Annotated in this window: 21 protein-coding genes and 1 pseudogene; 7 read left to right on the forward strand and 15 right to left on the reverse strand. The window is 70.4% G+C overall.

Annotated features, from left to right (window positions below; translation table 11 throughout):
* Window positions 1-158 precede the first annotated feature (158 nt).
* The 3 genes from ACJ8AN_RS02650 (at window position 159) to ACJ8AN_RS02660 (ending at window position 3475) form a co-directional block, all read left to right on the forward strand.
* Window positions 159-1229, forward strand: a complete 1071-nt coding sequence (locus ACJ8AN_RS02650) for an alpha/beta hydrolase-fold protein (RefSeq protein ID WP_407753607.1) — start codon at window positions 159-161, stop codon at window positions 1227-1229.
* Window positions 1230-1424: 195 nt separating this feature from the next.
* Entirely contained in the window at window positions 1425-2915 is a 1491-nt protein-coding gene (locus tag ACJ8AN_RS02655; RefSeq protein ID WP_407753608.1) for an anthranilate synthase component I family protein, read from the forward strand.
* Window positions 2912-3475 carry an anthranilate synthase component II gene (locus ACJ8AN_RS02660; RefSeq protein WP_407753609.1) on the forward strand — a complete coding sequence of 188 codons (564 nt, stop codon included), beginning with the start codon at window positions 2912-2914 and terminating at the stop codon, window positions 3473-3475. Before ACJ8AN_RS02655 ends, ACJ8AN_RS02660 begins: the two co-directional genes overlap by 4 nt.
* 30 nt (window positions 3476-3505) lie before the next feature.
* Here the strand turns inward: ACJ8AN_RS02660 and ACJ8AN_RS02665 are convergent, their stop codons facing one another.
* The 9 genes from ACJ8AN_RS02665 to ACJ8AN_RS02705 form a co-directional block, all read right to left on the reverse strand.
* Complete coding sequence (locus ACJ8AN_RS02665; protein ID WP_407753610.1) at window positions 3506-3976, reverse strand: FBP domain-containing protein; 471 nt, start codon at window positions 3974-3976, stop codon at window positions 3506-3508.
* A 130-nt stretch (window positions 3977-4106) separates the two neighbouring features.
* Complete coding sequence (locus ACJ8AN_RS02670) at window positions 4107-4274, reverse strand: hypothetical protein (protein WP_407753611.1); 168 nt, start codon at window positions 4272-4274, stop codon at window positions 4107-4109.
* A 619-nt stretch (window positions 4275-4893) separates the two neighbouring features.
* Window positions 4894-5739 carry a hypothetical protein gene (locus ACJ8AN_RS02675; RefSeq protein WP_407753612.1) on the reverse strand — a complete coding sequence of 282 codons (846 nt, stop codon included), beginning with the start codon at window positions 5737-5739 and terminating at the stop codon, window positions 4894-4896.
* Window positions 5740-5855: 116 nt separating this feature from the next.
* Window positions 5856-6587, reverse strand: coding sequence for a YaaW family protein (locus ACJ8AN_RS02680; protein WP_407753613.1), 732 nt, complete (start codon window positions 6585-6587; stop codon window positions 5856-5858).
* A gap of 78 nt (window positions 6588-6665) precedes the next feature.
* Window positions 6666-7958 carry an HTTM domain-containing protein gene (locus tag ACJ8AN_RS02685; RefSeq protein WP_407753614.1) on the reverse strand — a complete coding sequence of 431 codons (1293 nt, stop codon included), beginning with the start codon at window positions 7956-7958 and terminating at the stop codon, window positions 6666-6668.
* 46 nt (window positions 7959-8004) lie between these two features.
* Window positions 8005-9111, reverse strand: a complete 1107-nt coding sequence (locus ACJ8AN_RS02690; RefSeq protein ID WP_407753615.1) for an imelysin family protein — start codon at window positions 9109-9111, stop codon at window positions 8005-8007.
* Window positions 9108-10481 carry a di-heme oxidoredictase family protein gene (locus ACJ8AN_RS02695; RefSeq protein ID WP_407753616.1) on the reverse strand — a complete coding sequence of 458 codons (1374 nt, stop codon included), beginning with the start codon at window positions 10479-10481 and terminating at the stop codon, window positions 9108-9110. Before ACJ8AN_RS02695 ends, ACJ8AN_RS02690 begins: the two co-directional genes overlap by 4 nt.
* An 8-nt stretch (window positions 10482-10489) precedes the next feature.
* The gene (locus ACJ8AN_RS02700) at window positions 10490-11641 is read right to left on the reverse strand and encodes an imelysin family protein (protein WP_407753617.1); all 1152 of its coding nucleotides are present in this window, start codon (window positions 11639-11641) and stop codon (window positions 10490-10492) included.
* Window positions 11642-11796: 155 nt separating this feature from the next.
* Window positions 11797-12393, reverse strand: a complete 597-nt coding sequence (locus ACJ8AN_RS02705) for a histidine phosphatase family protein (protein WP_407753618.1) — start codon at window positions 12391-12393, stop codon at window positions 11797-11799.
* A 194-nt stretch (window positions 12394-12587) separates the two neighbouring features.
* Between ACJ8AN_RS02705 and ACJ8AN_RS02710 the strand changes: the two genes are divergently transcribed.
* Window positions 12588-15053 (forward strand): efflux RND transporter permease subunit, encoded by a 2466-nt coding sequence (locus tag ACJ8AN_RS02710; protein WP_407753619.1) that lies wholly within the window; start codon window positions 12588-12590, stop codon window positions 15051-15053.
* 9 nt (window positions 15054-15062) lie between these two features.
* Here the strand turns inward: ACJ8AN_RS02710 and ACJ8AN_RS02715 are convergent, their stop codons facing one another.
* The gene (locus ACJ8AN_RS02715) at window positions 15063-16316 is read right to left on the reverse strand and encodes an ATP-binding protein (RefSeq protein WP_407753620.1); all 1254 of its coding nucleotides are present in this window, start codon (window positions 16314-16316) and stop codon (window positions 15063-15065) included.
* 148 nt (window positions 16317-16464) lie between these two features.
* Between ACJ8AN_RS02715 and thiM the strand changes: the two genes are divergently transcribed.
* From thiM to ACJ8AN_RS02730, 3 genes are all read left to right on the forward strand, one after another.
* Window positions 16465-17259 carry a hydroxyethylthiazole kinase gene (thiM, locus tag ACJ8AN_RS02720; RefSeq protein ID WP_407753621.1) on the forward strand — a complete coding sequence of 265 codons (795 nt, stop codon included), beginning with the start codon at window positions 16465-16467 and terminating at the stop codon, window positions 17257-17259.
* A gap of 12 nt (window positions 17260-17271) precedes the next feature.
* Window positions 17272-17949: a thiamine phosphate synthase gene (gene thiE / locus ACJ8AN_RS02725; RefSeq protein ID WP_407753622.1), complete on the forward strand. Its 678-nt coding sequence runs from the start codon at window positions 17272-17274 to the stop codon at window positions 17947-17949.
* Between the two features lie 156 nt (window positions 17950-18105).
* Window positions 18106-21078: an FAD-dependent oxidoreductase gene (locus tag ACJ8AN_RS02730; RefSeq protein WP_407753623.1), complete on the forward strand. Its 2973-nt coding sequence runs from the start codon at window positions 18106-18108 to the stop codon at window positions 21076-21078.
* Between the two features lie 265 nt (window positions 21079-21343).
* Here ACJ8AN_RS02730 and trpA read toward each other — a convergent pair whose 3' ends face one another.
* From trpA to ACJ8AN_RS02755, 5 genes and pseudogenes are all read right to left on the reverse strand, one after another.
* The gene (gene trpA, locus ACJ8AN_RS02735; protein ID WP_407753624.1) at window positions 21344-22135 is read right to left on the reverse strand and encodes a tryptophan synthase subunit alpha; all 792 of its coding nucleotides are present in this window, start codon (window positions 22133-22135) and stop codon (window positions 21344-21346) included.
* On the reverse strand, window positions 22132-23340 hold the full coding sequence (gene trpB / locus ACJ8AN_RS02740) for a tryptophan synthase subunit beta (RefSeq protein ID WP_407753625.1): 1209 nt from the start codon (window positions 23338-23340) through the stop codon (window positions 22132-22134). The genes trpA and trpB overlap by 4 nt, the downstream gene beginning before the upstream one ends.
* A gap of 8 nt (window positions 23341-23348) precedes the next feature.
* Entirely contained in the window at window positions 23349-23984 is a 636-nt protein-coding gene (locus ACJ8AN_RS02745) for a phosphoribosylanthranilate isomerase (protein WP_407753626.1), read from the reverse strand.
* Entirely contained in the window at window positions 23981-24769 is a 789-nt protein-coding gene (locus ACJ8AN_RS02750; protein ID WP_407753627.1) for an indole-3-glycerol phosphate synthase TrpC, read from the reverse strand. The genes ACJ8AN_RS02745 and ACJ8AN_RS02750 overlap by 4 nt, the downstream gene beginning before the upstream one ends.
* Window positions 24766-25411 (reverse strand): annotated as a pseudogene (locus ACJ8AN_RS02755) (anthranilate phosphoribosyltransferase); the annotation flags it as partial. The pseudogene ACJ8AN_RS02755 and the gene ACJ8AN_RS02750, both read right to left, overlap by 4 nt.

A 25411-nucleotide genomic window follows, 5' to 3' on the forward strand; every position in this document is an offset into this window, starting at 1 on the left:
GCCCCGCGCAACCATCCGGTGGCCGAGGAGCGCTCGCACTGGGGCCGCTGGGTGTTCGCCGCCCTGCTGGGATGGGTGGCCATCCGCCCGCTGCGCACCGCGCTCGCGCGTTAGCCGTGAGGCTGGCCGCGTCCATCGGGGGCGGCTAGCGTCCGCCCATGGACGCCACCACGCTCGAGAAGAAAGCCCGCACCGAAGGTAGCCCCGTCATCCATGGCGAGACGGCTACCTTCGTGTGGCGCGGGCGCCGCCCCGTGTCCGTGACGGGGGACTTCCAGGACTGGTCCAGTGAGCCCATCGCCTTGCAGCAGGTGGCGCCCGGACTGTGGACGCACTCGCTCACGCTGCCTCGCGACACCTATGTGGAGTACGCGTTCCAGGACGCGAAGGGCCAGCGCGTGCGAGACCCGCTCAACAGCAAGCGCCTCGCCCCCAACGGCTTCGGTGACTTCAATCACTTCTTCCACATGCCCGAGGCGCAACCCACGCCCCTCGCGCGGCGGCAGCGCGAGGGGCCTCGGGGACTCGTCACCCGGCATGTCGTGGAGACCGATGAGCTCTGCGTGGGCCGCACGCGCCCCGTGTTCCTCTACGCGCCTCCCACCGAGGAGCCCTGTCCTCTGGTGGTGGTGTTCGACGGGCCGGACTTCCTGCGCCGCGCGAAGCTGCCCACCCTCGTGGACAACCTCATCGCCCAGGGGCGCATCCGCCCCATCGCGCTCGCCATGGTGGCCAACGGCGGCCCCGCGCGCACCGTCGAGTACACCTGCAGCGAAGCCACCCTGGCCTTCCTGCTGCACAAGGTGCTGCCGCTCGCCCGGCGTGAGCTGAACCTCGTGGACGAGACGCGCGAGCCCGGGGCCCATGGTGTGCTGGGCGCGTCGCTCGGTGGGCTCATCGCCCTGTACACCGGACTGCGTGCGCCGGAGGTGTTCGGCCACGTGCTCTCGCAGTCGGGCGCCTTCAGCGTGTGGAACCGCGACTTCGTGGTGTTCGACCTCGCCCGCAGCGCTCCCTCGCGCCCGCTCGAGGTGTGGATGGACTGCGGCCACTTCGAGGCGCTCGCCGAGGGCAACCACCGCATGCTCCCCGTGCTCCAGCACTCCGGCCACCGCGCCGAGTACCGCGAGTACCACGGCGGCCATAACTACCCGGCCTGGCGCGATGACGTGTGGCGCGGCCTGGAGTGGCTCTTCGGCCCTCGAGAGCAGGCGCGTCCCTCCCGGTGAAATACGGATGACCGGCCGTATGCCCGCTCGTTGGGGAACCGAGGAGTGATTCGAGTCCCCGTCAAGCCGGGCAACGGGTTGAGCCGAGGCCCGGGCCTCTTTCCCGGCCGCTCCAGACGGGGGATAACGGAGACGGGTTGAGTGGGCCCCATACCCTCACCCCAGCCCTCTCAGGGGCCTGCACAGAGGAACGTGATGAACGCTCAGGAGCGCAAGGCGGCCTACCGCCAACGCGCGGAGAAGGGCGAGGCGGTCCCCGTCTCGGTCGTGCTCCCCGCCGACCTCGACACCCCGCTCTCCGCCTACCTCAAGCTCGGTGGCGCGCGAGGCTTCATCCTCGAGTCCTGCCACGGTGGCGAGCGCTTCGGCCGCTACAGCCACATCGGCACCGCCCCCTCCGGCCGGCTGCGGCTCGACCGCAACGGCGGCACCCTCTGGCGCGGTGAACAGTCCCAGCGTCTCGAGGGCAAGCCGCTCGACGTCCTGCGCTCCATCTGGCGCGAGCACGCCGTCGCCAAGCTCCCCGGCGAGCCCCCGTTCGTCGGCGGCCTCGTGGGCTACCTCGGCTACAACTGCATGTCCTGGTTCGAGCGCCACGTGCCCGACCGGCATGCCCCCGACCTCTCCTTCCCCGACTCCGAGTGGCTGCTGTGCGAGGAGTTCGTCACCCACGACTCGCGCACCCAGACGCTTCAGGCCACCGCCATCGCCCGGCCCTCGCGCCATGCCAGCGTCGCCCAGGCCCTCGCCGATGCCGAGGCTCGCGCCGAGGCCCTCGCCGAGCGGCTGCTGCGGCCCCTGCCCGTGGATGCCTACGTCTCGCATCCGCCCATGCGCGGCGAGGCCGACGTCTCCGTCCACTGGGACCGCGCGGGCTACGAGGCCGGTGTCGAGCGCGTGAAGGAATACATCCGCGCCGGTGACTGCATGCAGGTGGTGCTCGCCCGCCGCTTCGAGGCGAAGGGTGCTCCGCCGCCGCTCTCGCTCTACCGCGCCCTGCGTCGCATCAACCCCTCGCCCTACCTCTTCCACGTCGAGCTGGGCGAGGCCCGCGCGCTCGTGGGCGCCTCTCCGGAGTTGCTCGTGCAGGTGCGCGAGGGCGACGTCGTGGTGCGCCCCATCGCCGGCACCCGCCGCCGCGGCACCACCGAGGCCGAGGACATCGCGCTGGAGAAGGAGCTGCTCGCCGACGAGAAGGAGCGCGCCGAGCACATGATGCTGGTGGACCTGGGCCGCAACGACGTGGGCCGCGTGGCGGCTCCGGGCTCGGTGCGCGTCGAGGACCTGATGGTCATCGAGCGCTACAGCCATGTGATGCACATCGTCTCGCAGGTGCGCGGCAAGCTGGACGCGAAGTACGACGCGCTCGACGCGCTGGCCTGCACCTTCCCCGCGGGCACGGTGTCCGGCGCTCCGAAGATTCGCGCGATGCAGATCATCGACGAGCTGGAGCCCACGCGCCGTGGTCCCTACGCGGGCGCGGTGGGCTACCTGTCCTTCTGCGGCGCGCTGGACCTGGCCATCGCCCTGCGCACCTTCTTCATCGACGGGGACCGCACGCTGTGGCAGGCGGGCGCGGGGCTCGTGGCGGATTCGGTGCCCTCGAAGGAAGCGGACGAGACCGAGGCCAAGGCGCGCGTGCTCCTGACGGCCCTGAAGCAGGCCCGAGAGGGAGGTGTGCGGTGATTCTGGTCATCGACAATTACGACTCGTTCACCTTCAACCTCGTGCAGCTGCTCTACACGCTCGGGGCCGAGGTGCAGGTGGCGCGCAACGACGAGATCGACGTCGAGGGCGTGGCGGCTTCCGGGGCGTCGCACCTGGTGGTGTCGCCGGGGCCCTGCACGCCGCACGAGGCCGGGGTGAGCATGGCGGCCATCCGCGCGTCGAAGGTGCCGGTGCTCGGCGTGTGCCTGGGCCACCAGTCCATCGGCGCCGTCTTCGGTGGCAACGTGATTCGCGGGCCCGAGCCGGTGCACGGCAAGACGGCGGCCATCCGCCACGAGGGCCGGAGCATCTTTGAGGGCATGCCCCAGGGCTTCCAGGCGGCGCGCTACCACTCGCTGGTGGTGGAGGCGGCGAGCCTCCCGGCGGAGCTGGAGGCGACGGCGTGGACGCCGGACGGGCTCATCATGGGGCTGCGCCACCGCGAGCGGCCCGTGGTGGGCGTGCAGTTCCACCCCGAGAGCGTCCTCACGCCCGAGGGCCCCCGGCTGGTGCGCAACTTCCTCGACGGGAAGCTGTAGCCACTCGGCCGGGTCGCGCCCCGCGCGGACTCAATCCTCCGGAACGGTTTCGATCCGGAGTGCCTCGCGCGCGAAGTGCGTCATGCGCTCCATCAGCGCATCCGTGTAGTCGCGCGGGTTGCGGCCCGACAAGTCCGCCGCCGACTCGAGCTTCTCCTTGCAGCGCAGGTCCAGGCAGAGGTTCACGCCCACCCGGCGCTTCGAGCTCACATCCGCGGTGAGCAGGCCAATCTCGTTCGACGAGCCGTAGGCGTGGCACCAGTCGCACATATGCGACGGTGTTACACCCGCGTGCTGATCGCGGCGGAAGGCGATGCCCATGGGCCGCTTGCCGTCCGGCGCAGGGAGCACCAGGAACACCCGCGTCCCGGCGGGCTCCACCCACGTGAAGTAGTCACGGACGAAGAGCGGGAACTTGATGCCCTTGGGAAGCTCGACCTTCTCCCGGTCCCGCGGGCGGAACGCCTGCAGGAACTCTTTCTCTGTCTTGATCAGGAACATACCTATCTCCCTCGTGCTGCGGCCCGAGCCAGTGCACCCCCTTCATAAGAGCTTCAGGGGAGCGGGTGCACGCTCTTGAGCAGCACGAGCGCCTGAGAGGTCGGCTGGTGGGCAGCCCCCGGGCGAAGGCTCAGTGCCGGGTGTCGCGCCGTTTTTGCTGCCGAGCGTATTCCGCTCGCAGCGCCCCACCGATGCGCTTGCCGGAGACCTGCGTCATCTTCGAGACCGGGTTGCCCATCTTCTTGGGCTTGGCCGGACGCCAGTCAGACAGGGGGGTCGAAAAGCGCTTGCCTCTCATGGAGTGTGTCCTTTCGGGCCGTCAGCTCGCTCGGTGGTAGACCTTCCCTCAAGATAACGACGGTCAGGGCTCGCGGAGGCCCAGGCACTCGAGCGCGGTTGCCTGGGGGGCGTGCCGCCCCACCATGGGAAATCCGTCAGCCCTCCTGACCACGTGCGGGAAGGTCGTGGAGTTCCAGGGCGGAGTTCAGTCGTGTTTGCCCACATGCTTCGGCCCGTGTTCGGGGCATTCCCATGCCATGGCGCACGAACATGGAACCTTGCTGGCACGAGGACAGCATCGGCCAATGTCATAGTTAGCCCTGGTCATCGGCGGGCTATTGGCTCTTCCCATTGAATGCTCGACGGTAGCAGGCAGTTCGGGACCCGGGTCATTGGCTCGCGAGACGGCATGACCCTTGAAAGTCCTCGCAGGAGAATGCCCACAGCATCCTTCTGCCACGCATTTTCGGCACAACCTGCGACCACACCCCTCGCACGAGCTGAACGCAGGCTCATTGGGCCCGGTGTACCAGCCACAGTCCTCGCAGCGCTCGACTGGCGTCTGATTCATATGGATGGACAGTACGGGTTTGGGACGAAGTCGGCGGGGCAGGGAGGCTGCGGCTGAGGGCAAGTGCCTAGTGTCTTGCCTCCTCGCGGCCCATGGCCGAGCCGGGCAAGAGAATCAGCACTTGTTCACTTTCTTCTCCTGCTCCGATTGACTCCCACTCCTTCCAGGAGAGGCCATGACGGGTGCAATGCTCGAGCTGGGTGTCGAGCGTCACGAGTCCGTCCTCCACCATGCGCGCGGAGCCGAGCGCGTCGCGAACCGAGGCTTTCGCGCCAGGAGTGAGCAGCAGCAGTTCCGGGTGTTTGTCGAGCTGACGCAGAGGAGCCCGCAACACCTCGGTGAACTGTTCCACCTCTTTTTTCACGGGCAGGAAATGCTCTCGGGCCCGTGGGGGACCATCGAGCAGGGCATCGCAGCGCGCCCGAGCAAGGCCGACCTGCGCCAGACCCATCAAATGGGCCATATAGGCTCCTGCGTGCGCATGGGCGCGATTCGCGTTGATGGCCGCAGTCAACAGTGCGCGATGGTGAGAGCAGGCTTCCGTGAGTGTATGTCGTAACAGCGCCAGTTGCTCCAGCCGGCCGGACTGTTCCGCCCAACGCGCTGATTCGATAGCCGCCGAGGAGCGCGCGAAGATCTCGGCGTCCGCGCGCCGATCCAGCCACGACACCTCCACCTTCAATTCGGCGAGTCGATTCAGAGCCTCATCCAATCGTTCCTGGATGCAGCCGAGCTTGCGATACAGCAGCGCGAAACCGATCGCCATCAGCCCCAACTGAAGAGCGGGCAGTCCCATGACGCTGGTGGTGGGCACTCCTGCCCGCTCCATTGCACCCTGCAGGGTGCGCTGTGCGGCTTGTACGGGCTGGGTCTCCAGGGCCTTCTGGAGCCCACCTGTTTCACGCAGCCACATGACGACGGGTCCATCTGGACGCTGGATGACCCCACCCCGTCGAATCATCTCTCCCTTCTTCAATCCTTCCAGGATCCGAGCAGGGACCTCGAACGCGACGGAAATGGTCGAGTGAGTCACAGAACCCCCTTGTAGGCCTGCTTCTGGCGCAGAAACGCCACGTGGCACACACACGGCAACGTCACCCGGAACGCCGGGCCCGCGATGTCGATCGCCGTCCACACCCCCGTGAGCACCCAGCCGATGGGGCCCGCAGCCATTCCCAGCACGCGCATGAGTGCTGCATTGGCACCCACCGAAAGTCCCCGGCCAAGAACCGCGCGAGCCACGGCATTGGCGACAATGGCGGCGAACCGGTAGGCCATGAAGCCCGACAGGCGCACCCCGCCTTGCAGGATGAGGATGCTCAGCGGGACGGTGGACCCCTTGTCCCCCGCGGCCCGCCCGGCTTCGGCGAATTCCTCATCCAACTGCTGGCGCTCCTCGGGGGACATCTTCTGCAGCATGTCTCCGAGGACCTTGGTGAGAATGCCGTGTTCCATCTCCTCGACAGTGTCGTTCTCCGACACATCGACCTTCAGTCGCTCGGCGACGTCCGTGACAACCTCCCGATAGGGGACGCCGTCCTCACGGAACATGTTGGCGAAGGTGTTGCCGCCGAACGTCTTGATCTCGTAGACGATCTCCGAGACGTAGGTGGACGGAGCTCCAGGCTGGGCCTTGTAGCCGGAGGATGTCTCAAGATCGTTGGTCGCGGCGTTCAGGATATAGTCAACGAGTGGCTGGAGATCTTCATCGCTGCACTGATTGAGCAGCGGAGTGACATCGTCATCGGTCGCAACCCCCATTACGGACCTCCGATAGAGCCATCCATCCGTGGCGTGTCGGGAGGTTCTATCCCACCGTGACCGTACCGTCTCTACCACTCAAGGGGGATCCACCTGTCGGAAGGGCAGCACCCAGCCGTGGAGGTCTTCCCACGGCCCCACCGCCGCGAGGTCCACCGTGGGGTCCACGAGCCGCTGGCGCGGCCGGCCATTGAGGCTCACGAAGACGTCCGCGCGCACTTCCACGCCCGGGTGTCCCTGCTCGGCGAAGTGGTGCGCCAGGTAGTGCGCGAACGTCAGCAGCATGTCCGGCTGCGTGCTCATCATCCGCACCTGGTCCGGCGTGAGGTGCTGGCTCGGAGACACTCTCCAGTGCTTCCCGCTGGCGGGCTCGCGGACGTGGAACTCCGCCACCCCGTCCTTCTCCATCAGCATCACGTTCCACGCGAAGCGGAAGCCCTCCTCCGTCCACAGCGGCTCGCCCGGGTAGAGCAGGTGCCGCAGCGGCAGGAGGAGTTGCACTCCGAGGAACGCCGCCGCGAGCACCGGGCCCACCCATGCGCGCTTCGTGAGTGGGGCAGGGGCGCGCTCGGGCTGCACGGTGGGGCGCATGGGCCCACGCCGGAGCCAACTCGCGAGCCTCCGCGGCCAGTCGGGCGGGAAGAAGAGCAGGGCGCCCGCGATCATCAGCCACGGGAACATGCCGATGGGGAACAGCATCCGCGTGATGACGTGGAAGGCCACCACCGCCGCGTAGGCCAGGGCCCTCGAGCGTTTCCACAGCAGCGCGGGCACTACGCCCAGGTCGAACACCGCTCCGGCGATGCTGAAGGCGTACGGTGCCCACTGCTGCTCGAAGAGCTGTCCGAGCACCGGCAGGTCCGTGCTCGCCGCGAGCCAGATCTTCATCGGTTGCGCGTGCAGCAGCCAGTCGCTCTTCAGCTTGGCCACGCCGCCGAAGAAGTACACGAGCCCCACCTGCACTCGCAGCAGCCACAGCCACCACGCCGGTACCGCGCGCCGCGCTCCCGCCTCGCCCAATGGGAGTGCCACCAGCAGCACCCCCACCAGCGAGATGAAGTAGTAGTGGTTGAGGTAGTACGTCTTGTCGATGAGGTGCGCGTACGTGAAGGTGAGCAGGAACGTGAGCGCGCTCGCCCGGTACGCCACCCCCAGCGCGATGCCCAGCGCTCCGAGCCCCATCAGCGCGAAGTGCAGGTACATGCCCACGCCCGGCCACGGGCGGATCCACTCCAGCCCCGCGTAGGGGAAGAGGACTCGCGGCGTCAGGTAGTGCTCGTGGATCCACCCGTACGCGAAGAAGCGCGCCACGGCCGCCACCATCAGCAGCCCGAAGAGCACCCGGTACACCACGAGCGATGCTGGATCCACCGGCGCGAAGAGGGCTTCGCGGATCCGTGCTCGGGGAGAGGTGCTCTCAATCCCCATCGTTGTCGTTGAACGTCAACGTCACTCCCAGGTTCGCGACGACCTCGGAGGCCAACGTGGCTCGCAGTTGCGAGAAGGCCGCTCGGGCGTCCTCCACCGACTCGCGGTGGTCATGCAGCGCCGTCCGCAGCGGCGGAGGAATCGCCTCCAGCGCCGAGCGCACCGCCGCCAGGTCTCCCCGCACCGTCTCGTCCGTCTGCTTGTTGCTGGCGGCCACCACTCGCGACAGTCCTCCGTCCCCGTTCGCCCCGAGCCACACCCGCTCCAGGCCCGACAGCGTGTCCTCCAGGTCCTTCACCGAGTTGTCGCTGCGCCGCGCCTCCTCCAGCTCCGGACGCACGGTGCCTCCCGTTTCGAACCCGAGCGGCTTCGACAGCTTCTTCTCCGCCGTCTCCACCGTGGCGATCAGCCGGTTCACCACCGCGTCCACCGCGTCCTTCTGCGTGGCATAGGTGCTCCCGTCGTTGCCCGCGTTGGACAGCTGCGCCGCATAGTTGCCCTGGTCCGGCTCCCACGCGTTGCGCAACGTCACGGCGTCCGTATGCAGCACCGCCCCGAGCGCCTTCAGGTACGCCCTCCGGCGCACGCCCGCGTTCCCCTCCGCCGTCAGGCGCGAGAGTACCGCCGCGTTGCCTCCCTCGGCGTCGAAGAGCAGGTACTCCATGGCGAGCATGCCCTTGCGGTTCGCTCCCTGCTCCGCGACCGAGGTCTCGGTGAGGGCCGTGTCACTCGCGAGCAGGCTGTCGATGCCCGTCGTGGACGGCACCTGGTTCACCGCGGCCGACGTGTGCAGCTCCTCCGAGGGGCCCAGGCGGAAGCCCTCCTGACGCATCCACGCCTCGCGCGCCGCCCTCCAGGCCGACTGCGCCGTGGTGAGCGTGCCCTCGGTGGGCGTGGCCTCCAGCGCCGAGAGCGCCCCGGCCAGCGCCTCGGTGCGCGTGTCGAGATCGCGGTACGCGGGGACGACGGTGTCTGCGGACAGCTCCTTCAGGAAGGCCGAGCGCAGGGCGGTGCCCTGGGAATCGCCGCAGCTCGCCAGGGCGGCGAGCGACAGCAGGACGAGGGCGGGGATGAGACGGCGCACGAGATGATTCACAGCGACTCCAGGAAGCGCAGCAGCGCCGCGCGATCAGTGGCGGACAGGGTGCGGAAACGCTCTCGCGAGCGCTCGGCCTCGCCCCCGTGCCAGAGGATGGCCTCCTCCAGTGAGCGGGCCCGGCCATCGTGCAGGAAGCGCGTGTGGCGGTTCACCGTCTCCACCAGCCCGATGCCCCACAGCGGTGGCGTGCGCCACTCCGTGCCCGTGGCCTCGAAGTCCGGGCGGTGGTCCGCCAGCTCCGGCCCCATGTCGTGCAACAGCAGGTCCGTGTACGGGAAGATGACCTGCTTGGACAGCTCCGGTGCGTCCTCCACCACGCCCGTTTCGTGGCGCGGCACGTGGCACTTCGCGCACTCCAGCTCATCGCGGAAGAGCCGGCGGCCACGCAGCACCTCGGTGTTGTCCACGTCCCGGCGCGCCGGTACGGCCAGCGTCCGCGAGTAGAACGTCACCGCGTCCAGCTTCTGCGCGTCCAGCTCGGGCGCACCTCCCGAGGGCGCGGCGAGGCAGGCCTGCTGCGCGGACGTGCACTCCTCCTCGGGGAACAGGTCCGAGGTGATGCCCATGTCGCCCCGGAAGGCGCCCGCGTCCTGCTGGCGCAGCGAGGGCTGGTTGGCCTTCCAGCCGAAGCGGCCCACGCGCACCTCGCCGTGCTCCACGTCCCAGACATGGTTGACGCGGCCGGAGATGCCATCGCCATTCGTGTCGTCCGGATCCGCCAGGGCCGCTAGCGCGCTGTCCGGAATGGCCTCCAGCAGCCCGAGCCCCACCATGGCCGGCGCCACTCGAGGGCTCACCCTCAGCTCCGGATGCGCGGGGCCGAAGGCCAGGTCCACCAGCGCGTAGTGCGGCTCCTGCAGCGTGTACGCCGTGCCGTCCGCGTACGTGCCCTCGCGCGTCGTGTACGTGAAGGCCACGCCGCCCTCGGCCGGCACGCCGAGGATGGCCTGGGGCTGCAGCTGCCCGCCATACGTGGGGTCCCCGAGCGGCCCGCCATGGGCGTCCTGTCCGGGGATGCTCAGCCGGAAGAGCAGCGCCAGCGGCTTCTCCTCCGGCTCGGTGGGCGGCTTGCCGCGCCCGTCCTTGAAGTGGCACCCGGCGCACGAGGGGGCGTTGAAGGTGGGGCCCAGCCCGTCGAGGCCCTCGGTGGAGGAGGGCGCCATCACCCAGTTGCGATTGAAGAGCGCGTTGCCGACGAAGAAGGCATCACGCCGCTCGCCCTGGAGGTTGCGCGCCGCCAGCGTGAAGGCATTGCGCGTGGTGTCGTGGACGGTCGTCTCTCCGCCGGAGAGCTCCTCTCCCGGCTCGGGGCCCTCCTCACCGCAGGCGCAAGCGAGGAGCAACAACAGGCTGAACGTGCGCCGCATGGGTTCTCTCATTCCAGGTTGAGCTCGACGCCGAGCACGGTGGACACTTCCACGAGCGCTTCCGTCTGCGCGCGCAGGGCGTCGATGGCCGCCTTCACCTTCTGGCGGCCGGGGCTATTGTCCGCGCCGAGGATGGCCTGGTCGAACGGGCCCGGAATGGCCTGGATGGCGTCCAGGCTGGCCTGCAGCCTCTCCTTCATCTTCTTGTCCAGCGCCGGGTCCACCGCCGCCACCAGCTCGTCCAGGCCCTTGCCGTCCTGCGAGCCGTAGCGCCCCAGGTACACGTTCTGGATGCCGAGCGCATCGCCGTACAGGTCCGCCAGCGTGCTGTCGCTGAAGCAGGAGTGCTCGTCCTCCTGGTCCTTGTTGTCGTAGGCCACCGTCATCCGCTCGCCGGACAGCTCCGCGCCACTCAGCGCGCCCATGCCGGTGAGCATCCGCTGCACGGCCTCCTCGGGCGTCAGCGCGGTGAAGCTCTTCGCGTAGTTGTTCCCGCCCGGCGTCCACTGCGCCTGCACCGACTCGAGGTCCTTCACCAGCAGGTCCGTCACCAGCTTCAGGTACTCGCGGCGGCGCGCGGCGTTGGGCGCCGTGCCCCCGTCCACGAAGTCCGTGGCCGGCCGGTTGCCCGGGCCCGTCACGCTCCGGTCCTGCCCCCACAGCAGGAACTCGATGGCGTGGTAGCCCGTGGCGATGTTCGTCTCGCCGTCGCGCTCGTTGAGCGACTCGAGCAGCTCCTCGGAGAGCGTGGGGTAGGCGGCCGTGGCGTTGATGATGCCCGCGTTGGGCGCGCCCTCCACCGAGTCGATATAGGCCTCGTCCAGCGGCCACGAGTTGATGCGCCCCTCGGGGCCCGTCTCCTCGTCGTCGATGGGGCCGCCGTAGAAGCGGAAGGGCTCGCTCTGGGTGTAGGCCGGACGCGCCGCCAGCCACGCGTTGCGCGCCGCCGTCAGCTTCGCCTCGGTGGGGTCCGCCACGAAGGCCTCCACCGCTGTGCGCAGCGCCCGCGCCTTCTCCACCACGTCCGTGTAGTTCTCGTTCACCAGCGCCGCGTAGCGCTCCACCACCGGCTTCGCCCTCGACTCCTCCAGCGGCTCCGTCCCACAGCCCGCGGAGACCAGCGCCCCCGCCACCAGTGCCATCCAGCCCAGCTTCTTCATGTTGCGGCCTTCCCTCGGCGAGCCGCGTGAGCGGCCCCGCGTACGATGAATGAGGGCTCGATAGCGAATTTGAGAATCAAAGTCAAAATGAGGGGGGGCGGAGGAGCCCGTTGCCGGGGAGAGGGCGGGGGCAAGGGGAGAGGCGCTGATCGGGCTCAGCCGCGCAGGTGGGTGGTGTCGTTCCAGAGCTGGAGGACCTGCAGGTCCCCGTCACTGTCGAAGCCGAGCACGCTGATGGAGGCGGTGCTCAGGTTGAAGAGGCGGCCCTCGGTGGGGGGCAGGCCCAGCCAGCGCGCGGCGAGCACCCGCAGCAGGTGGCCGTGCGCGAAGAGGAGCACGTTGCCCTCCACGGAGCGGGCCTCGGCGATGACGCGGTCCGCGCGCGCGCCCACGTCCCGCGCCGACTCGCCGCACGGCACGCCGTCCGTCCACAGCGTCCAGTGGGGGCTGGTGGCGCGGATGTCGTCCTTCGTCTTGCCCTCGAAGGCGCCGTAGTCCCATTCCATCAGGTCCGAGCGCAGCTGGGCCACACCGCCGTAGCCCGCGAGCGCGCACGTCTCGCTCGCGCGGCTCAGGGGGCTCGTCCACACGGCGGCGAAGTCCCAGCGGCGCAGCGGCTCGCGCAGCTCGGTGGCCATGCGGCGCCCGTCCTCGAGCAGGGGAATGTCCGTGCGTCCGGTGTGCTGGCCGCTGCGGCTCCACGCGGTTTCTCCATGGCGGACGAGGACGAGCACGGGGGTGGAGGGCTTCATGGGGCGGCATCCTGCGTGGCCGAAGGCCCCGGGCTCAATGAAGGGAGAGGTGGTTTCGCGGGGCCCCGTCTTACGAATTGTTTCAGCGCCCCGGGGCCCTTGGGCAGCGGGGGAATTCATGAGACAGAGATGTGACGGAGTTGCGCGGAGCCTGGGTGCGCCGGACCCGGACTCCTCGGTGGTGAGGTCTACCCTTGAATTTCGACAAAGCGATGGAGCGCTTCGCCTGGCTGTCGTATCAGCGGCCGGGGCGGGTGCTCGCGTGTGTGGTGGTTGTAACCCTCCTGGCGGGACTGCTCGCCTCGCGGCTCGTCTTCCATGGCTCCTTCGTGGAGCTGCTCCCGGCGCATACCCTGGAAGTGCGCGACCTCGAGTCCGTGTCCCAGAAGGCCGGAGGGGATGGCTACCTGGTGCTGCGCGCCCGGGGGGCCACCCCGGAGACGCTGCGCCGCTTCGCCCACGCGGTGGCGCCCCGGCTGGAGGCCCTGGAGGAGGTCCGCTACGTCGAGTTCCGCTACGACGTGCGCTTCTTCAAGGACCGCGCCCTGCTGCTGCTCTCCGCGGAGCAGCTGCGCGGCCTGCGCGAGGACCTCGAGGGTGTGCTCAAGGCGGAGAAGCTCGCGGCCAATCCGCTCGTCGTGCAGCTCGAGGACACGCCTCCGCCGCCCACGCTCGAGGAGCTCGCCCGCCGCCACGCGCCCCGCATGGGCCTGAGCGAGTACCTCACGTCGAAGGATGGCGGTGAGCTCTACCTCTTCGTGAAGCCCACCGGGCTCGCGGGGGACCTCGCCTTCGCGCAGCGGCTGGTGTCGCGCGTGCAGGACACGAGCGCCGAGGTGGCCCGGGACTTCCCCGGCGTGCTGACGGACGCCACGGGCGCGCATGTGCTGCGGCTCGAGGAAGACCGGCGGATGCGCCAGGACCTCACGCGCTCCTCGCTGCTCTCGGGTGTCATCGCGGTGCTCATCGTCGTGCTGTCGTGCCGGCGCATCTCCTCGCTGCTGGTGGTGATGGCGCCCGTGGGCGTGGGGTTGCTCATCACCTTCGCGGTGGCGCAGCAGACCATCGGCTACCTCAACATCATCACCGGCTTCCTGGTGGCCATCCTCATCGGCCTGGGCATCGAGTACGGCCTGCACCTGGCGATGCGCTACGCCGAGGAGCGGCGCCACTTCCCCGCGGGCGAGGCCCTGCGCGAGACGGTGCTGGGCACGTGGAAGGGCGCGCTGACGTCGGCCTGCACCAACGCCGCCGCCTTCGCCGCGCTCACGCTCGCCGAGTTCCAGGCCTTCGCCCAGTTCGGGTGGATCGCCGCCGCGGGTGTGATGCTGACCGTGCTGGCCACGTACCTGATCGGCCCCGCGCTCATCGCCTTCACCGAGCGGCTGCGTCCCGGGCGCGCCGAGGCCCCGCTGCCCACCGAGCCCCGTGCCGCGCCGAAGCGCCTGCCCCGGGGCGTGCTGGTGGGCATCGTCGTGGGCGTGGGCGCGCTGGTGGCGTATTCCACCACGGTGATGGGCCGCATCGGCTTCGAGCCCGACATGCGCAAGCTGCGCGGGGAATTCGCCGCGACGAAGCTGGACGAGCGCATCATCTCCCAGCTGGGTCGGCGCCACTCGCCCACCGTCTTCCTCACCCGGGACGTGACGCAGGCGGGCCAGCTCGCGGCCACGTTGCGCGAGATGGAGGCCCATCATGGCGAGGAGCGCACCTTCGCGGAGGTGGTGTCGCTCAACGACTTCCTGCCGCGCACGGGCGGCGACGTGGAGGCCGAGCGGGCCGCGCTGCGCGCCTTCGTGGACCGGCTGCCCGAGAGTGCCAGGAGCTCGGAGCGGCTGCGCCCCGCGCTGGAGCAGTTGCAGGCGATGCTGGACGCGAAGCCCTACGGCGTGGAGGCGCTGCCCGCCGAGGTGCGCCGCCGCTTCACCGCGCTGGATGGTGAGGGCAGCTTCGTGCTGGCCTTCAAGCGCGAGTCGCTCTCCGACACGGAAGCGCTGCACCGCTTCGGCGACCAGATGGGCGAGCTGCGCGAGGTGGCGCGGGCGAAGGGCTTGAGCTTCCAGGTGCTGGACTCCAACCTCATCGCCTACCGCATCTTCGAGCTGGTGAAGCTGGATGGGCCCTGGTTGCTGCTGGCCGCGGGGCTCGCGGTGTTCGCGATGATGGCGGTGAGCCTGCGCAGCCTGCGTAAGGCGGGGCTGGTGGCCGGGCCGCTGTACATCGGGCTCGCGTGCCTGCCGGCGGCCATGTACCTCTACGGCCTGAAGCTCAACTTCATCAACGCGGTGGTGCTGCCCAACCTGCTCGCCATCGCCGTGGACAACGCGGTGCACCTCTACCACCGCTACCAGGAGGAGGGGCCGGGCTCGCTGCCGCACGTGGTGCGCACCACGGGCGTGGCGGCGGTGGTGGCCACGCTGTCCAATGCCGCGGGCTACGGCGCGCTGCTCACCGCGAGCCACCCGGGGCTGCGCTCCATCGGCGAGCTCGCGCTGCTGGGCGTCGCCTGCGCCACGCTGGGCACGACGGTGCTCTTCCCCGCCATCCTCGCGCTGCTCGAGAAGCCGGGGCCCGGCGCGGGCCAGGAGGAGGACGAGGATGTCCTGCCGTTGCCCTCCTTCGAGGTGGAGCCGGAGGAGGAGCCCCGCCGCTCGGTGTGAGGGGGCGGCTCAGCCCTCTTCCTGGACGTCACGTATCGGCAGCGCCAGCACGAAGAGGGCACCCTTGCCGGGCTCCGAGTGCACCGTCAGCGTGCCCTCGTGGGCCTCGGCGATGCTCCGCACGAGGTACAGCCCGAGCCCCAGCCCCTTGGAGCCGGGCCCCTTGGCGAAGCGCTCGAAGATCCGGGGCATCAGCTCCGGGGCGATGCCCGGCCCCTGGTCCTTCACCGATACGAGCGCCCACGGCCCGTCCTGGCGCTGCTCGCGGTTGACGCTGACGGTGATGGGAAGTCCGGCCGGGGAGTGCTTGCGCGCGTTGGCCACCAGGTTCTCGAGCGCCTGGCGGATGCGATTCGGATCCGCTTGCACCACCAGCTCCTGCATGCCGGTGAGCTGGATCTCCTTGCCGGGCAGGGTGGATACCCGGGCCACCTCCTCGGCGATCGCCGCCAGGTCCACCGGAAAGCGCGCCAGGGCGAAGAGGCCCTGCTCCAACCGCCCCACATCCAAGAGGTCCGAGATCAGCCGGTTGAGCGCATTGAGTGACTGCTCGGCGGCCTCGGCATCCCGCCGGTACTCCGAGGCCCGCTCCCGCGCCGCGCGCCGGTGAATCATCTCGAGGCGGAGCCGGATGGGGACCAGATGGTTGCCCATGTCGTGCGCCAGGATGGTGATGAGCTCCTCGGCGGCGGCACGGCGCCCCTGCTCCATGGCCGACTTCGTCAGTGCCTCGCTGAGCTCGACCCGGTGGGCTACCGCGCCCACCCATCGGGCCACCGTCTGGAGGAAGCGCACGTCGTCCGCGGTGAGGAAGTCTGGCGTGCTGGACTGCACGTCGAGCACCCCTCTTCGCTCGCCGCCGACCTCGATGAGGACTCCGATGTGCGAGCGGACGCCGAGCCCCTGCTTGACTCCCGGCAGCTCCCCTGCGTCCTCATCCTGGCGGTTGTGGTGCCACGTCTTGCCCGTCTGGAAGACCTCCACGGTCCGTCCTCCATTGGCGAGCGGAAGACGGTCCAACCCCAGGCTTTTCTGCTTCCTGCCCATGGGGGTGTCACTCGTCCCGACGGCGACGAGGGTGGTGGTGGACGGCTCGAAGAGGAACACGTCGACCTTGTCGGCCCCGGTGAGCTCGATGATGCAATTGGCGGCCTGCCTCATCGCCGACCCGGTATCCGTGGGGGCTATCTCCAGCAACTCCTCGAGTGCCTGGAGGATCCGGTCCCGTTGCTCCGAGGTCCCTGCCTTCCGCTCGAACGTCATGAGTCCACCATGGTCATCGAGCGCGAGGTGCCCGCTGTCCCGAAGGCCAGGGAGGCGGGCGGGGGAGCGCTCCGTGCCGCTCCCTCGTGGACCGGGCGGGGTTCCGAGGCGGAGAGGGTGTTAAATGCCACGGCATGAGGAGCCCGCGATGGAGCTGATCACTGGCGTGTGGCAGTCGCTGAAGGCGGTGCGGGAGCGCGCGCCGCTCGTGCACAACATCACCAACTACGTCGTGATGAACAACACGGCCAATGCCCTGCTCGCGGTGGGGGCATCGCCCGCCATGGTGCACGCGCGCGAGGAAGTGGCCGAGTTCACCGCGATCTCGCAGGCGCTGGTGGTGAACATCGGCACGCTCTCGCCGGACTGGGTGGACGGCATGCGGCTGGCCGTCCACGCCGCGCGTCAGCGGCAGGTGCCCTGGGTGTTGGACCCCGTGGGTGCCGGGGCCACGCGCTACCGCACCGCCACCGCCACCGAGCTGGCGCGGCATGCTCCGGCGGTCATCCGGGGCAACGCCTCGGAGGTGCTCGCGGTGGCGGGCGAGGCGGGTGCCACGAAGGGCGTGGACAGCACCCACTCCTCCGAGGCCTCGCTCGACGCGGCTCGGCAACTGGCCTCGCGCCTGGGCACGGTGGTGGCCGTCACGGGCAAGACGGACTACGTCACCGATGGCGAGCGCATGGTGGCGGTGGACAACGGCCACGCGCTCATGGCCCGGGTGACGGGCATGGGGTGTACGGCGTCCGCGCTCGTGGGCGCCTTCCTGGCGGTGGAGTCCGATGCGGTGCTGGCCGCCGCTCGCGCCCTCGCCGTGCTGGGTCTGGCCGGAGAGCTCGCCGCCGAGCAGTCCAAGGGGCCGGGCTCGTTGCAGATGCACCTGCTGGACGCGCTCCACACCCTGGACGAGGCCACCGTGCGGGCCCGGGTCCGCATGCGCTGAGGAGGCTCCGCCATGTCCCGCCGGGTGCCCGACCTGTCCGTCTACCTCGTCACCGACCGGCTGCTGGTGCGCGGGCGCGAGCTGGTGGACGTGGTGCTCGCCGCGGTGCGCGGCGGAGCGACCGTGGTGCAGTTGCGCGAGAAGGAGGGCTCGGCGCGCGAGACGCTGGAGCTGGGCCGGGTGCTGCTCGAACGGCTCCGCCCGCTCGGGGTGCCGCTCATCGTCAACGACCGGGTGGACCTGGCGCTGGCGCTGGGGGCGGACGGGGTGCACGTGGGGCAGGGCGACCTTCCGCCCGAGGTGGCCCGGCGCCTGTTGGGGCCCGAGGCGCTGGTGGGCCTATCCATCACCGGGGCGGAAGACCTGCCCACGTTGGACCCCGCGGTGGTGGACTACGCGGGCGTGGGCCCCATCTTCCCCACGGGCACCAAGGCGGATGCCACTCCGGCACTCGGGCTGGAGGAGCTCGCCCGGCTGCGTCGCCTGCTGCGCGTCCCGGTCGTGGCGATTGGCGGCATCAACGCGAACAACGCCGCGGAGGTCATCGCCGCGGGCGCGGACGGGGTGTCGGTGGTGTCCGCCATCTGCTCCGCGGACGACTGCGAGCTGGCCGCGAGCGCCCTCGTGAGGGCCGTCCGGGAGGGGCTCCGGGCACGCACGGAGCGCAATCGCTTTCAGCCGGGGACGTAGGGGGAGCCCTGCGCCCCCTGCTCGCCACCGTCCTCCATCTGGCGCGGGCAGCAGCCAGGCGTGCGGCTCGGGCGCGGCGCTCACACCCCCGTGCGGGCCCCTCTGCTCTGCCATGCGTTTTTCGATCCCCTCTCCATCTCCTGTAACCTCCACCCCATGAATCGGCCTCCGCACCGCGAGAAGATCGCCATCCTGGGAGGAGGCATGGCCTCGCTCTCGGCCGCCTTTGCCCTGTCCGACACGCCGGAGCTCCGCGAGCGCTATGCGCTCACCGTCTACCAGGACGGGTGGCTGCTTGGCGGGAAGGGCGCGAGCGTCCGCAACCGCGAGGAGCACGGCCGCATCGAGGAGCACGGCCTGCACGTCTGGCTCGGGTATTACGAGAACGCCTTCACGCTGCTGCGCCGCTGCTACGAGGAGCTCGGCCGTCCACCGGGCGCCGCGATGCGCACGTTGCGCGACGCCTTCATCAAGCACAGCTCCATCGCCGTCGGGGAGCGGACCCCGCGCGGCTGGGAGCACTGGAGCGTCAACTTTCCCGAGACCGACGAGTGGCCCGGCGATGGGCGCCCGTTGCCAACCCCCGCCGAGTGCCTGCGCGCCGCGACCCTGCAGGTGCTCCGCTATGCGATGGACTGGTGGAAACGGCAGCGAGGCGCCCTGCCGGGCGTCGACGACGTGGCCCGGCAGCTCGGGAGCCTGCTCCAGCAGGTGAGCTCGCCCCAGGCGTCGCTGCTCGGTGGCAAGGCGGCTCGTGCCCTCTCCGACAGTGTCGGGTCCCTGCTCGACAAGCTCCGGACCCTGGCGCGGCGCGACCTCGAGGTCGACGCCCACCTGCGGCGGCTGTGGACTCTCCTCGAGTACAGCGCCGTCTGCCTGGTGGGCATCCTGCGCGAGGGCGTCTTCGGCCCGGCCGGAGAGCTCGAGGCGCTCGACGAGCTCGACTTCACCGACTGGCTGCGCAAGCACGGCGCGTCCGAGCTGACGGTGTCGAGCGGCCTGGTCCGCGCCTTCTACCACCTCGCCTTCTGCGACGGCGCGGGGGCGGGCGCGGGGCTCGCGCTGCTCGGGATGATCCGCATGTTCACGTGCTACCGCGGCGCCATCTTCTACAAGATGCGCGCGGGCATGGGCGAAACCGTCATCGCGCCCTTGTACGAGGTGCTGCGGCGGCGCGGCGTCCGCTTCGAGTTCTTCCACCGCGTGCGGAAGCTCGAGCTCTCCGCCGACCAGCGGCGCGTCGAGCGCGTCGTCATCGCGCGGCAGGCGACTCCCAGGACGGGCGAGTATCACCCGCTCATCGAGGTCGGGGGGATACCGTGCTGGCCCGAGCAACCTCTCCATGAGCAGCTCGTCGAGGGCGAGGCGCTCGCGCGTCACGGCGCGAAGGTGGCCTCCTTCTGGAGCGAGTGGACTCCCGTCGAGCAACGCACGCTGCGCCTGGGCGAGGACTTCCGGCATGTGGTGCTCGGGATTTCGATCGGGGCGCTTCCGTTCATCGCTTCGGAGCTCATCGCGGCGAGCCCGAAGTGGCAGCGCATGGTCGAGCACGTGAAGACGGTGCGCACGGTGTCGATGCAGCTCTGGGTGACCACGCCCATCGGGCCGCTCGCCTCGAGCGCGGATGCACCCGTGACGACGGCCTATCAGGTGCCACTCGAGACCTGGGCGGACATGTCGCATCTCCTCCCGGCCGAGGGTTGGAAGGAGCGCGACGGCGTGCGAGGGCTCCTCTACGCCTGCGGCCAGCTCGGCAACGGTGATGACCCTGTCGCCGAGAAGGACCCACGCGCCGATGACCGTGCGGCGCTGGAGGGAGTCGCGCGCGGTTTCCTCGAGGAGCACCTGGGGCACATCTGGCCGGGCGGCGCTGACCCGAGCGGGAAGCTCCGGTGGGAGCGGCTCTTTGACCCGGAAGGGCGCACCGGGCCCGAGCGCTTGCACGCTCAGTACCTGCGCGTCAACGCGGAGCCGTCGGACCGCTATGTGCTGTCAGTGCCGGGCACGCAGAAGTACCGCATCGCCCCCGATGAGTCCGGGTTCGAGGGGCTCGTCCTGGCGGGTGATTGGACCCGGACCGGCTATGACCTTGGCTGCATCGAGGCCGCCACGATGTCCGGACTGATGGCGGCGAGGGCGCTCGGTGCTCCGGTGTCCATCGTCGGCGAGGTTCCCCGGCGGCGCGCCGCGCCCAGGGTCTCGCTGCCGCGCTACGTCGACCGCCCCGGTGAGATGGCCCTGCGCTCGCCCTACGTGCTGGAAGAGGTCTCGATGAGCGCGTTCGTGCTGGGGGCGCGGCGGAAGGCCCTGAGCGCGCTGCTCGACCGGTACCTGAACATCCCCGCGCGAGGGCAGGTGCGTTACGTGGCCGCGGCTCCCTTCGTCGTGCTCGCCGCGGCCTTCGCCGGACGCGCGTTCTCCGGAGACCCCGAGCACCGCCGCCTGGGCTACATGCCCGAGACCGATGTGGCCTTCTGGGTGCCCGCCTGGGCCATGCGACCCGGCACGGGAGGGCTGATTCCCGACCGGCTGGTCTGGTTCCTGCCCCACGTCTTCGTCTCGACGGGTGCCGCCGCGGCCGCCGGACGGGAGATCTACGGCTTCCCCAAGAGCGTGGTCGAGGTTCAGGCCCGCCGCTCGGGACATGCGCTCGAGCACCTTTCGCTGGTGGGCGAGGTCCTCGCGCGGAACACCCCCGAGACGTGCGGCACCCGGGCCCCCATCCTCGAGGTGACGCGGAGCGAGGCCGCTCCAGGCCCGCTGCGCTCCGTCGCCGAGGTGATGGGGAATGTCATCCGGCCGCTCGACTCGTCGGGCGCGTGGGCTTCGTCGCTCGCGCGGAGCTTCACTGCGGACGAGGTGACGATCGCGTTCTTGAAGCAGTTCCGCGACGCCCAGCACACCGACCGTGCCTGCTACCAGGCCATCATCGAGGCCAAGGCGGCCGTGAAGACCCTGCGCGGGTACGGCCAGCTCCCGGGCACGTTCCAGGTGAGCTGGGGCGACCACGCCAGTCATCCCTTCTCGGCCGATCTGGGTCTCGAGCCCGGGGGACAGACGGCGCTCGCGGCCTCGTGGGTCGACTTCGATTTCGTCATGGAGCCGGGGCGGGAAGTCTTCCGCGCGTGACCGCGAGGCTCGACAGGCTGCGATGCGCCCCTACGCCAAGCCTGGAGGGAACGCCACTTCGGCCAGTCCGTCCAGGCGCATCCGGGTAGCCTCGCGCGATTCCCTCTCCAGTCACTCGGGCGAGAGAGGCAGGGCGCCGCGAGTGATTCACCAGGGCGGGCAGGGAGGTCTGACGCGGGTGTCACACCTCGAATCCGCATCCTACCGCCCGAGGACCTCGATCCCCCGGGCCCTCTCCCCGGAAGGAGAGGGCCGCACGGGGAGGTCAGCGCTTGAGGCCGCGCTTGATTTCCGCGCACACCTGACGCGCTGCCGCGGGCCCATCGGCCTGCGCCGCACGGACGATCGCGCTGCCCACCACCACGCCATCCGCGTGGGCGCCCACCACCCGGGCTTGCTCGGCGGTGGAGATGCCGAAGCCCGCCACCACCGGCACCGGCGAGAAGCGGCGCACCAGCTCCAGCCGCTCGGACAGGTTCGACGGCAGCTCCGAGCGCATGCCCGTCACTCCCGCCACCGACACGCAGTAGACGAAGCCCCGCCCGTCCCTGGCGATGGTCTCCGCCCGCGCAGGCGGCGTCGTCGGCGCGCACAGCGGGATGAGCGCCAGACCCTCCTTGTCGAAGGCCGCGCGGATGCTCGCGCTCTCCTCGGGAGGCAGGTCCGGAAGGATGGTGCCCGACACGCCGCGCTCGCGTGCCAGCTTCGCGTAGCGCTCCTCGCCCATGGCCATGATGACGTTCACGTACGTCATCACCACCAGCGGCGTCTGCGGGCAGCGCTCGCGCACCGCCGGCACCACCTCGTCCAGCACCCGCTTGAGCGTGGAGCCGGCCTTCAGCGCCCGCTCGGAGGCGGCCTGGATGACCGGGCCGTCTGCGATGGGATCACTGAACGCCACGCCAATCTCGAGGATGTCCGCGCCGCCTTCCACGCACGCGGCGAACACGTCCACCGAGCGGGCCAGGTCCGGATCCCCCGCCATGGCGTACGCCACCAGCGCGCCCTCGCCCCGAGCCTTCGCCCGGGCGAACGCATCCGCGATTTCGGCGCTCATCTTCCCTCCTGACCGATGGCCGCGGGAATCCCGCGTGCCGCGATGGTGGCCACGTCCTTGTCGCCGCGGCCCGAGCAGTTGATGACCAGGTACTTGCCCTTGCCCAGCTCGCGCGCCAGCTCCCCCGCTCGCGCGAAGGCGTGCGAGGACTCGAGCGCGGGAAGAATCCCCTCGGTGCGGGACACCTGGTAGAAGGCCGCGAGCGCCTCGTCGTCCGTGGCGGTGCGCACGTCCAGCCGCCCCGTCTTCGCCATGTGCGCCAGCTCCGGCCCCACGCCCGGGTAGTCGAGGCCCGCGGAGATGGAGTGCGCCTCGATGATCTGCCCGTGCTCGTCCTGCAGCACCAGCGAGCGCGAGCCGTGCAGCACGCCCTCGGTGCCCAGCGTCAGCGACGCGCCGTGCTGTCCCGAGCTCAGGCCATGCCCACCGGCCTCCACGCCCACCAGCTTCACGCCCTTGTCCTCGAGGAAGGGGTGCAGGATGCCGATGGCGTTCGAGCCGCCGCCGATGCACGCGATGATGGCGTCCGGCAGCTTGCCGAAGGCCACCAGCGACTGGGTGCGCACCTCGCGGCCGATGACGGATTGGAAGTCGCGGACGATGGTGGGGTAGGGGTGGGGGCCGGCCGCGCTGCCGATGACGTAGTAGGTGTCCTGGACCTGGGCCACCCAGATGCGCATGGCCTCGTTCATCGCGTCCTTGAGCGTGCGCGAGCCCGACTCCACCGGGTGCACCGTCGCGCCGAGCGCCTTCATGCGGAAGACGTTGAGCGACTGGCGCTCCACGTCCAGCGCGCCCATGTACACCTCGCACGTCAGGCCGAAGAGGGCGCACGCGGTGGCGGTGGCCACGCCGTGCTGGCCCGCACCCGTCTCCGCGATGACGCGCTTCTTGCCCATCCGTTTGGCGAGCAGCACCTGGCCGATGGTGTTGTTGATTTTGTGGGCGCCCGTGTGCGCGAGGTCCTCGCGCTTGAGCCACACCTCGGCGCCGCCCCACAGCTCGGTGAGCCGGCGCGCGGGCGTCAGCGGCGTCTCGCGCCCGACGAACTCGCGCAGCACCTGCGCCACCTGCTCGTCGAAGGCCGGGTCCTTGCGGGCCTCGGCATAGGCCTGCTCCAACTCCATCAGCGCCGGGACGAGCGTCTCCGGCACATAGCGGCCGCCATAACGCCCGAAGCGGCCCGGGGCGGTTTGCGTCTCCATGGTGTCCATCACTCCCAAGGCAGGGTCTTCACGGCGCGCACGAAGGCGCGCACCGCGTCCGCGTTCTTGATGCCGGGGCTGACTTCCACCCCGCTCGCCACATCCACACCGTAGGGCCGGGTGGCCCGCACGGCTTCCTGAACATTTCCGGGGTGCAGTCCGCCGGCCACCAGCACCGGCACGCCCGCGTCCGCCAGCCGCGCCACCAGCGACCAGTCGAACCCCACGCCGCCTCCGCCGTAGCCCGGCGCCGCCCCGTCCAGCAGCAGCGCCGCCACGTCACCCACGCCCACGTAGGTGCGCGCCTTCTCCACGTCCTCGAGGCCCTTCACCCGCAGGGCCTTGATGACCGGCACGCCAAAGCCCGCGCAGGCCTCGGGCGGCTCGTCCCCGTGGAGCTGCACCGCCGTGAGGCCGCTGTCACGCACCCGCGCGCGGATGACGTCCGCGGACTCGTTGACGAACACGCCCACCACCGAGCCCAACGCCGGCCGCGTGCGCGCCAGGGCCGCCGCCGTCTCCGGCGTCACGTACCTCGGCGAGCGCGGGTAGAAGTTGAGCCCCAGCGCGTCCGCTCCCGCGGCCCATGCCATCCGCGCGTCCTCCACGCGGGTGACGCCGCAGATCTTGACCCGCGGGCTCACGGCGCACCCGTGAGCAGCCGCGCCAGCGCCCGGCCCGGCTCGGCGTCGCGCAGCAGGGACTCGCCCACGAGCACCGCATCGGCACCGGCCGCTCGCGCCGCCACGAAGTCCTCGCGCGTCTTGAGGCCGCTCTCGGCCACCAGCGCCCTGGCCCGGCTGCGCAGCTCGGGAATGACTCGCAGGGCCGTGGTGGTGTCCGTGCGCAGCGTGGCGAGGTTCCGGTTGTTGATGCCCACCAGCTCCGCGCCCGCCTTCAGGGCCCGCTCGGCATGCTCGTGCGTGTGGGCCTCGACGAGCGCCGCCACCCGGCACGCCTTCGCCGCCGCCACCATCTCCGCGAGCTCGCCGTCCTCCAGTGCGTCCGCGATGAGCAGCACCGCGTCCGCGCCGATGGCCGCGCTCTCCTCCACCTCCTGCGGCGCCACGAGGAAGTCCTTGCGCAGCACCGGCAGCGAGATGGCCGCCCGCACCTGCAGGAGGTCCTCGAGCCTGCCTCCGAAGTCCACGTCGTCGGTGAGCACGCTCACCGCGCTGGCTCCGGCGGCCTCATAGGCCCGCGCCACCGAGACGAGGTCCTGGTGCGGGAAGTCGCCACCCGAGGGGCTGCGGCGCTTCACCTCGGCGATGACGTTCACCGGCAGGCCCGCGCGGTGCTTCGTGAGGGCCGCAGCGAAGTCCCGCGAGGGCGGGCGGGGCGCGGCGGCCACCAGCGGCTTGCGCGCGGCGAGCTCCCGGCGCTTGCGCGCGAAGATGGCCGCGAGCTTGTCCGTCTCGGGCGCGCTCATGCCGCACCCGCCTTCACGAGGGCCTTCAGCTTGGCCGCCGCCGCGCCGGAGTCGATGGACTCCACCGCGAGCAGCACGCCCTGCTTGAGGTCCGCCGCCCGGCCCACCACCACCAGCGCCGCCGCCGCGTTGAGCAGCACCGCGGTGCGCACGCCGGAGCGCTCTCCGGCCAGCAGCGCCTGGAGGCGGCGCGCGTTGTCCTCCACGTCCCCGCCGACGATGGACTCGGGCGGCACCCGCTCCAGACCCGCATCCTCCGGGGAGAGGGTGAAGGTCCGCACCGAGCCGTCCTCGCGCAGCTCCGCCACGTCCGAGACCGTGCACGGGGACAGCTCATCCAGCCCGTCCCGGCCGTGCACCACCCAGGCCCTCTTGCTGCCGAGCCGGGAGAGCACGCGCGCCGTCTGCTCCAGCCGCTCGCCCGCGAAGGTGCCGAGCAGCTGGTAGCGCGCGCCCGCCGGGTTGGTCAGCGGCCAGCGCTTCAGGCCGGCATCTTCCGGTGTGATCTCGCGGCTGGTGACGGTGTCCTGCTCCAGGATGGCGATCTGGGTGGGGCCGCTGATGGAGAGCTCATCCAGCCCGTCCCGGCCGTGCACGATCCAGGCATGGCTGCTGCCCAGCGCCTTGAGCGCCTCGGCATAA

Origin of the sequence: Archangium sp., assembly GCF_045802675.1 — a bacterium.
Lineage (GTDB): Bacteria > Myxococcota > Myxococcia > Myxococcales > Myxococcaceae > Archangium.

Excerpts from the sequence above, each read along its gene's own strand:
- ACJ8AN_RS02675 (WP_407753612.1), bottom strand. The coding sequence starts at position 5,739 with ATGTGGCTGCGTGAAACAGGTGGGCTCCAGAAGGCCCTGGAGACCCAG.
- trpB (WP_407753625.1), bottom strand. The coding sequence starts at position 23,340 with ATGGAGACGCAAACCGCCCCGGGCCGCTTCGGGCGTTATGGCGGCCGC.
- thiM (WP_407753621.1), top strand. The coding sequence starts at position 16,465 with ATGGAGCTGATCACTGGCGTGTGGCAGTCGCTGAAGGCGGTGCGGGAG.
- ACJ8AN_RS02680 (WP_407753613.1), bottom strand. The coding sequence starts at position 6,587 with ATGGGGGTTGCGACCGATGACGATGTCACTCCGCTGCTCAATCAGTGC.
- ACJ8AN_RS02730 (WP_407753623.1), top strand. The coding sequence starts at position 18,106 with ATGAATCGGCCTCCGCACCGCGAGAAGATCGCCATCCTGGGAGGAGGC.
- ACJ8AN_RS02650 (WP_407753607.1), top strand. The coding sequence starts at position 159 with ATGGACGCCACCACGCTCGAGAAGAAAGCCCGCACCGAAGGTAGCCCC.
- ACJ8AN_RS02750 (WP_407753627.1), bottom strand. The coding sequence starts at position 24,769 with ATGAGCGCGCCCGAGACGGACAAGCTCGCGGCCATCTTCGCGCGCAAG.
- thiE (WP_407753622.1), top strand. The coding sequence starts at position 17,272 with ATGTCCCGCCGGGTGCCCGACCTGTCCGTCTACCTCGTCACCGACCGG.
- trpA (WP_407753624.1), bottom strand. The coding sequence starts at position 22,135 with ATGAGCGCCGAAATCGCGGATGCGTTCGCCCGGGCGAAGGCTCGGGGC.
- ACJ8AN_RS02670 (WP_407753611.1), bottom strand. The coding sequence starts at position 4,274 with ATGAGAGGCAAGCGCTTTTCGACCCCCCTGTCTGACTGGCGTCCGGCC.
- ACJ8AN_RS02705 (WP_407753618.1), bottom strand. The coding sequence starts at position 12,393 with ATGAAGCCCTCCACCCCCGTGCTCGTCCTCGTCCGCCATGGAGAAACC.
- ACJ8AN_RS02715 (WP_407753620.1), bottom strand. The coding sequence starts at position 16,316 with ATGACGTTCGAGCGGAAGGCAGGGACCTCGGAGCAACGGGACCGGATC.
- ACJ8AN_RS02655 (WP_407753608.1), top strand. The coding sequence starts at position 1,425 with ATGAACGCTCAGGAGCGCAAGGCGGCCTACCGCCAACGCGCGGAGAAG.
- ACJ8AN_RS02700 (WP_407753617.1), bottom strand. The coding sequence starts at position 11,641 with ATGAAGAAGCTGGGCTGGATGGCACTGGTGGCGGGGGCGCTGGTCTCC.
- ACJ8AN_RS02695 (WP_407753616.1), bottom strand. The coding sequence starts at position 10,481 with ATGCGGCGCACGTTCAGCCTGTTGTTGCTCCTCGCTTGCGCCTGCGGT.
- ACJ8AN_RS02665 (WP_407753610.1), bottom strand. The coding sequence starts at position 3,976 with ATGTTCCTGATCAAGACAGAGAAAGAGTTCCTGCAGGCGTTCCGCCCG.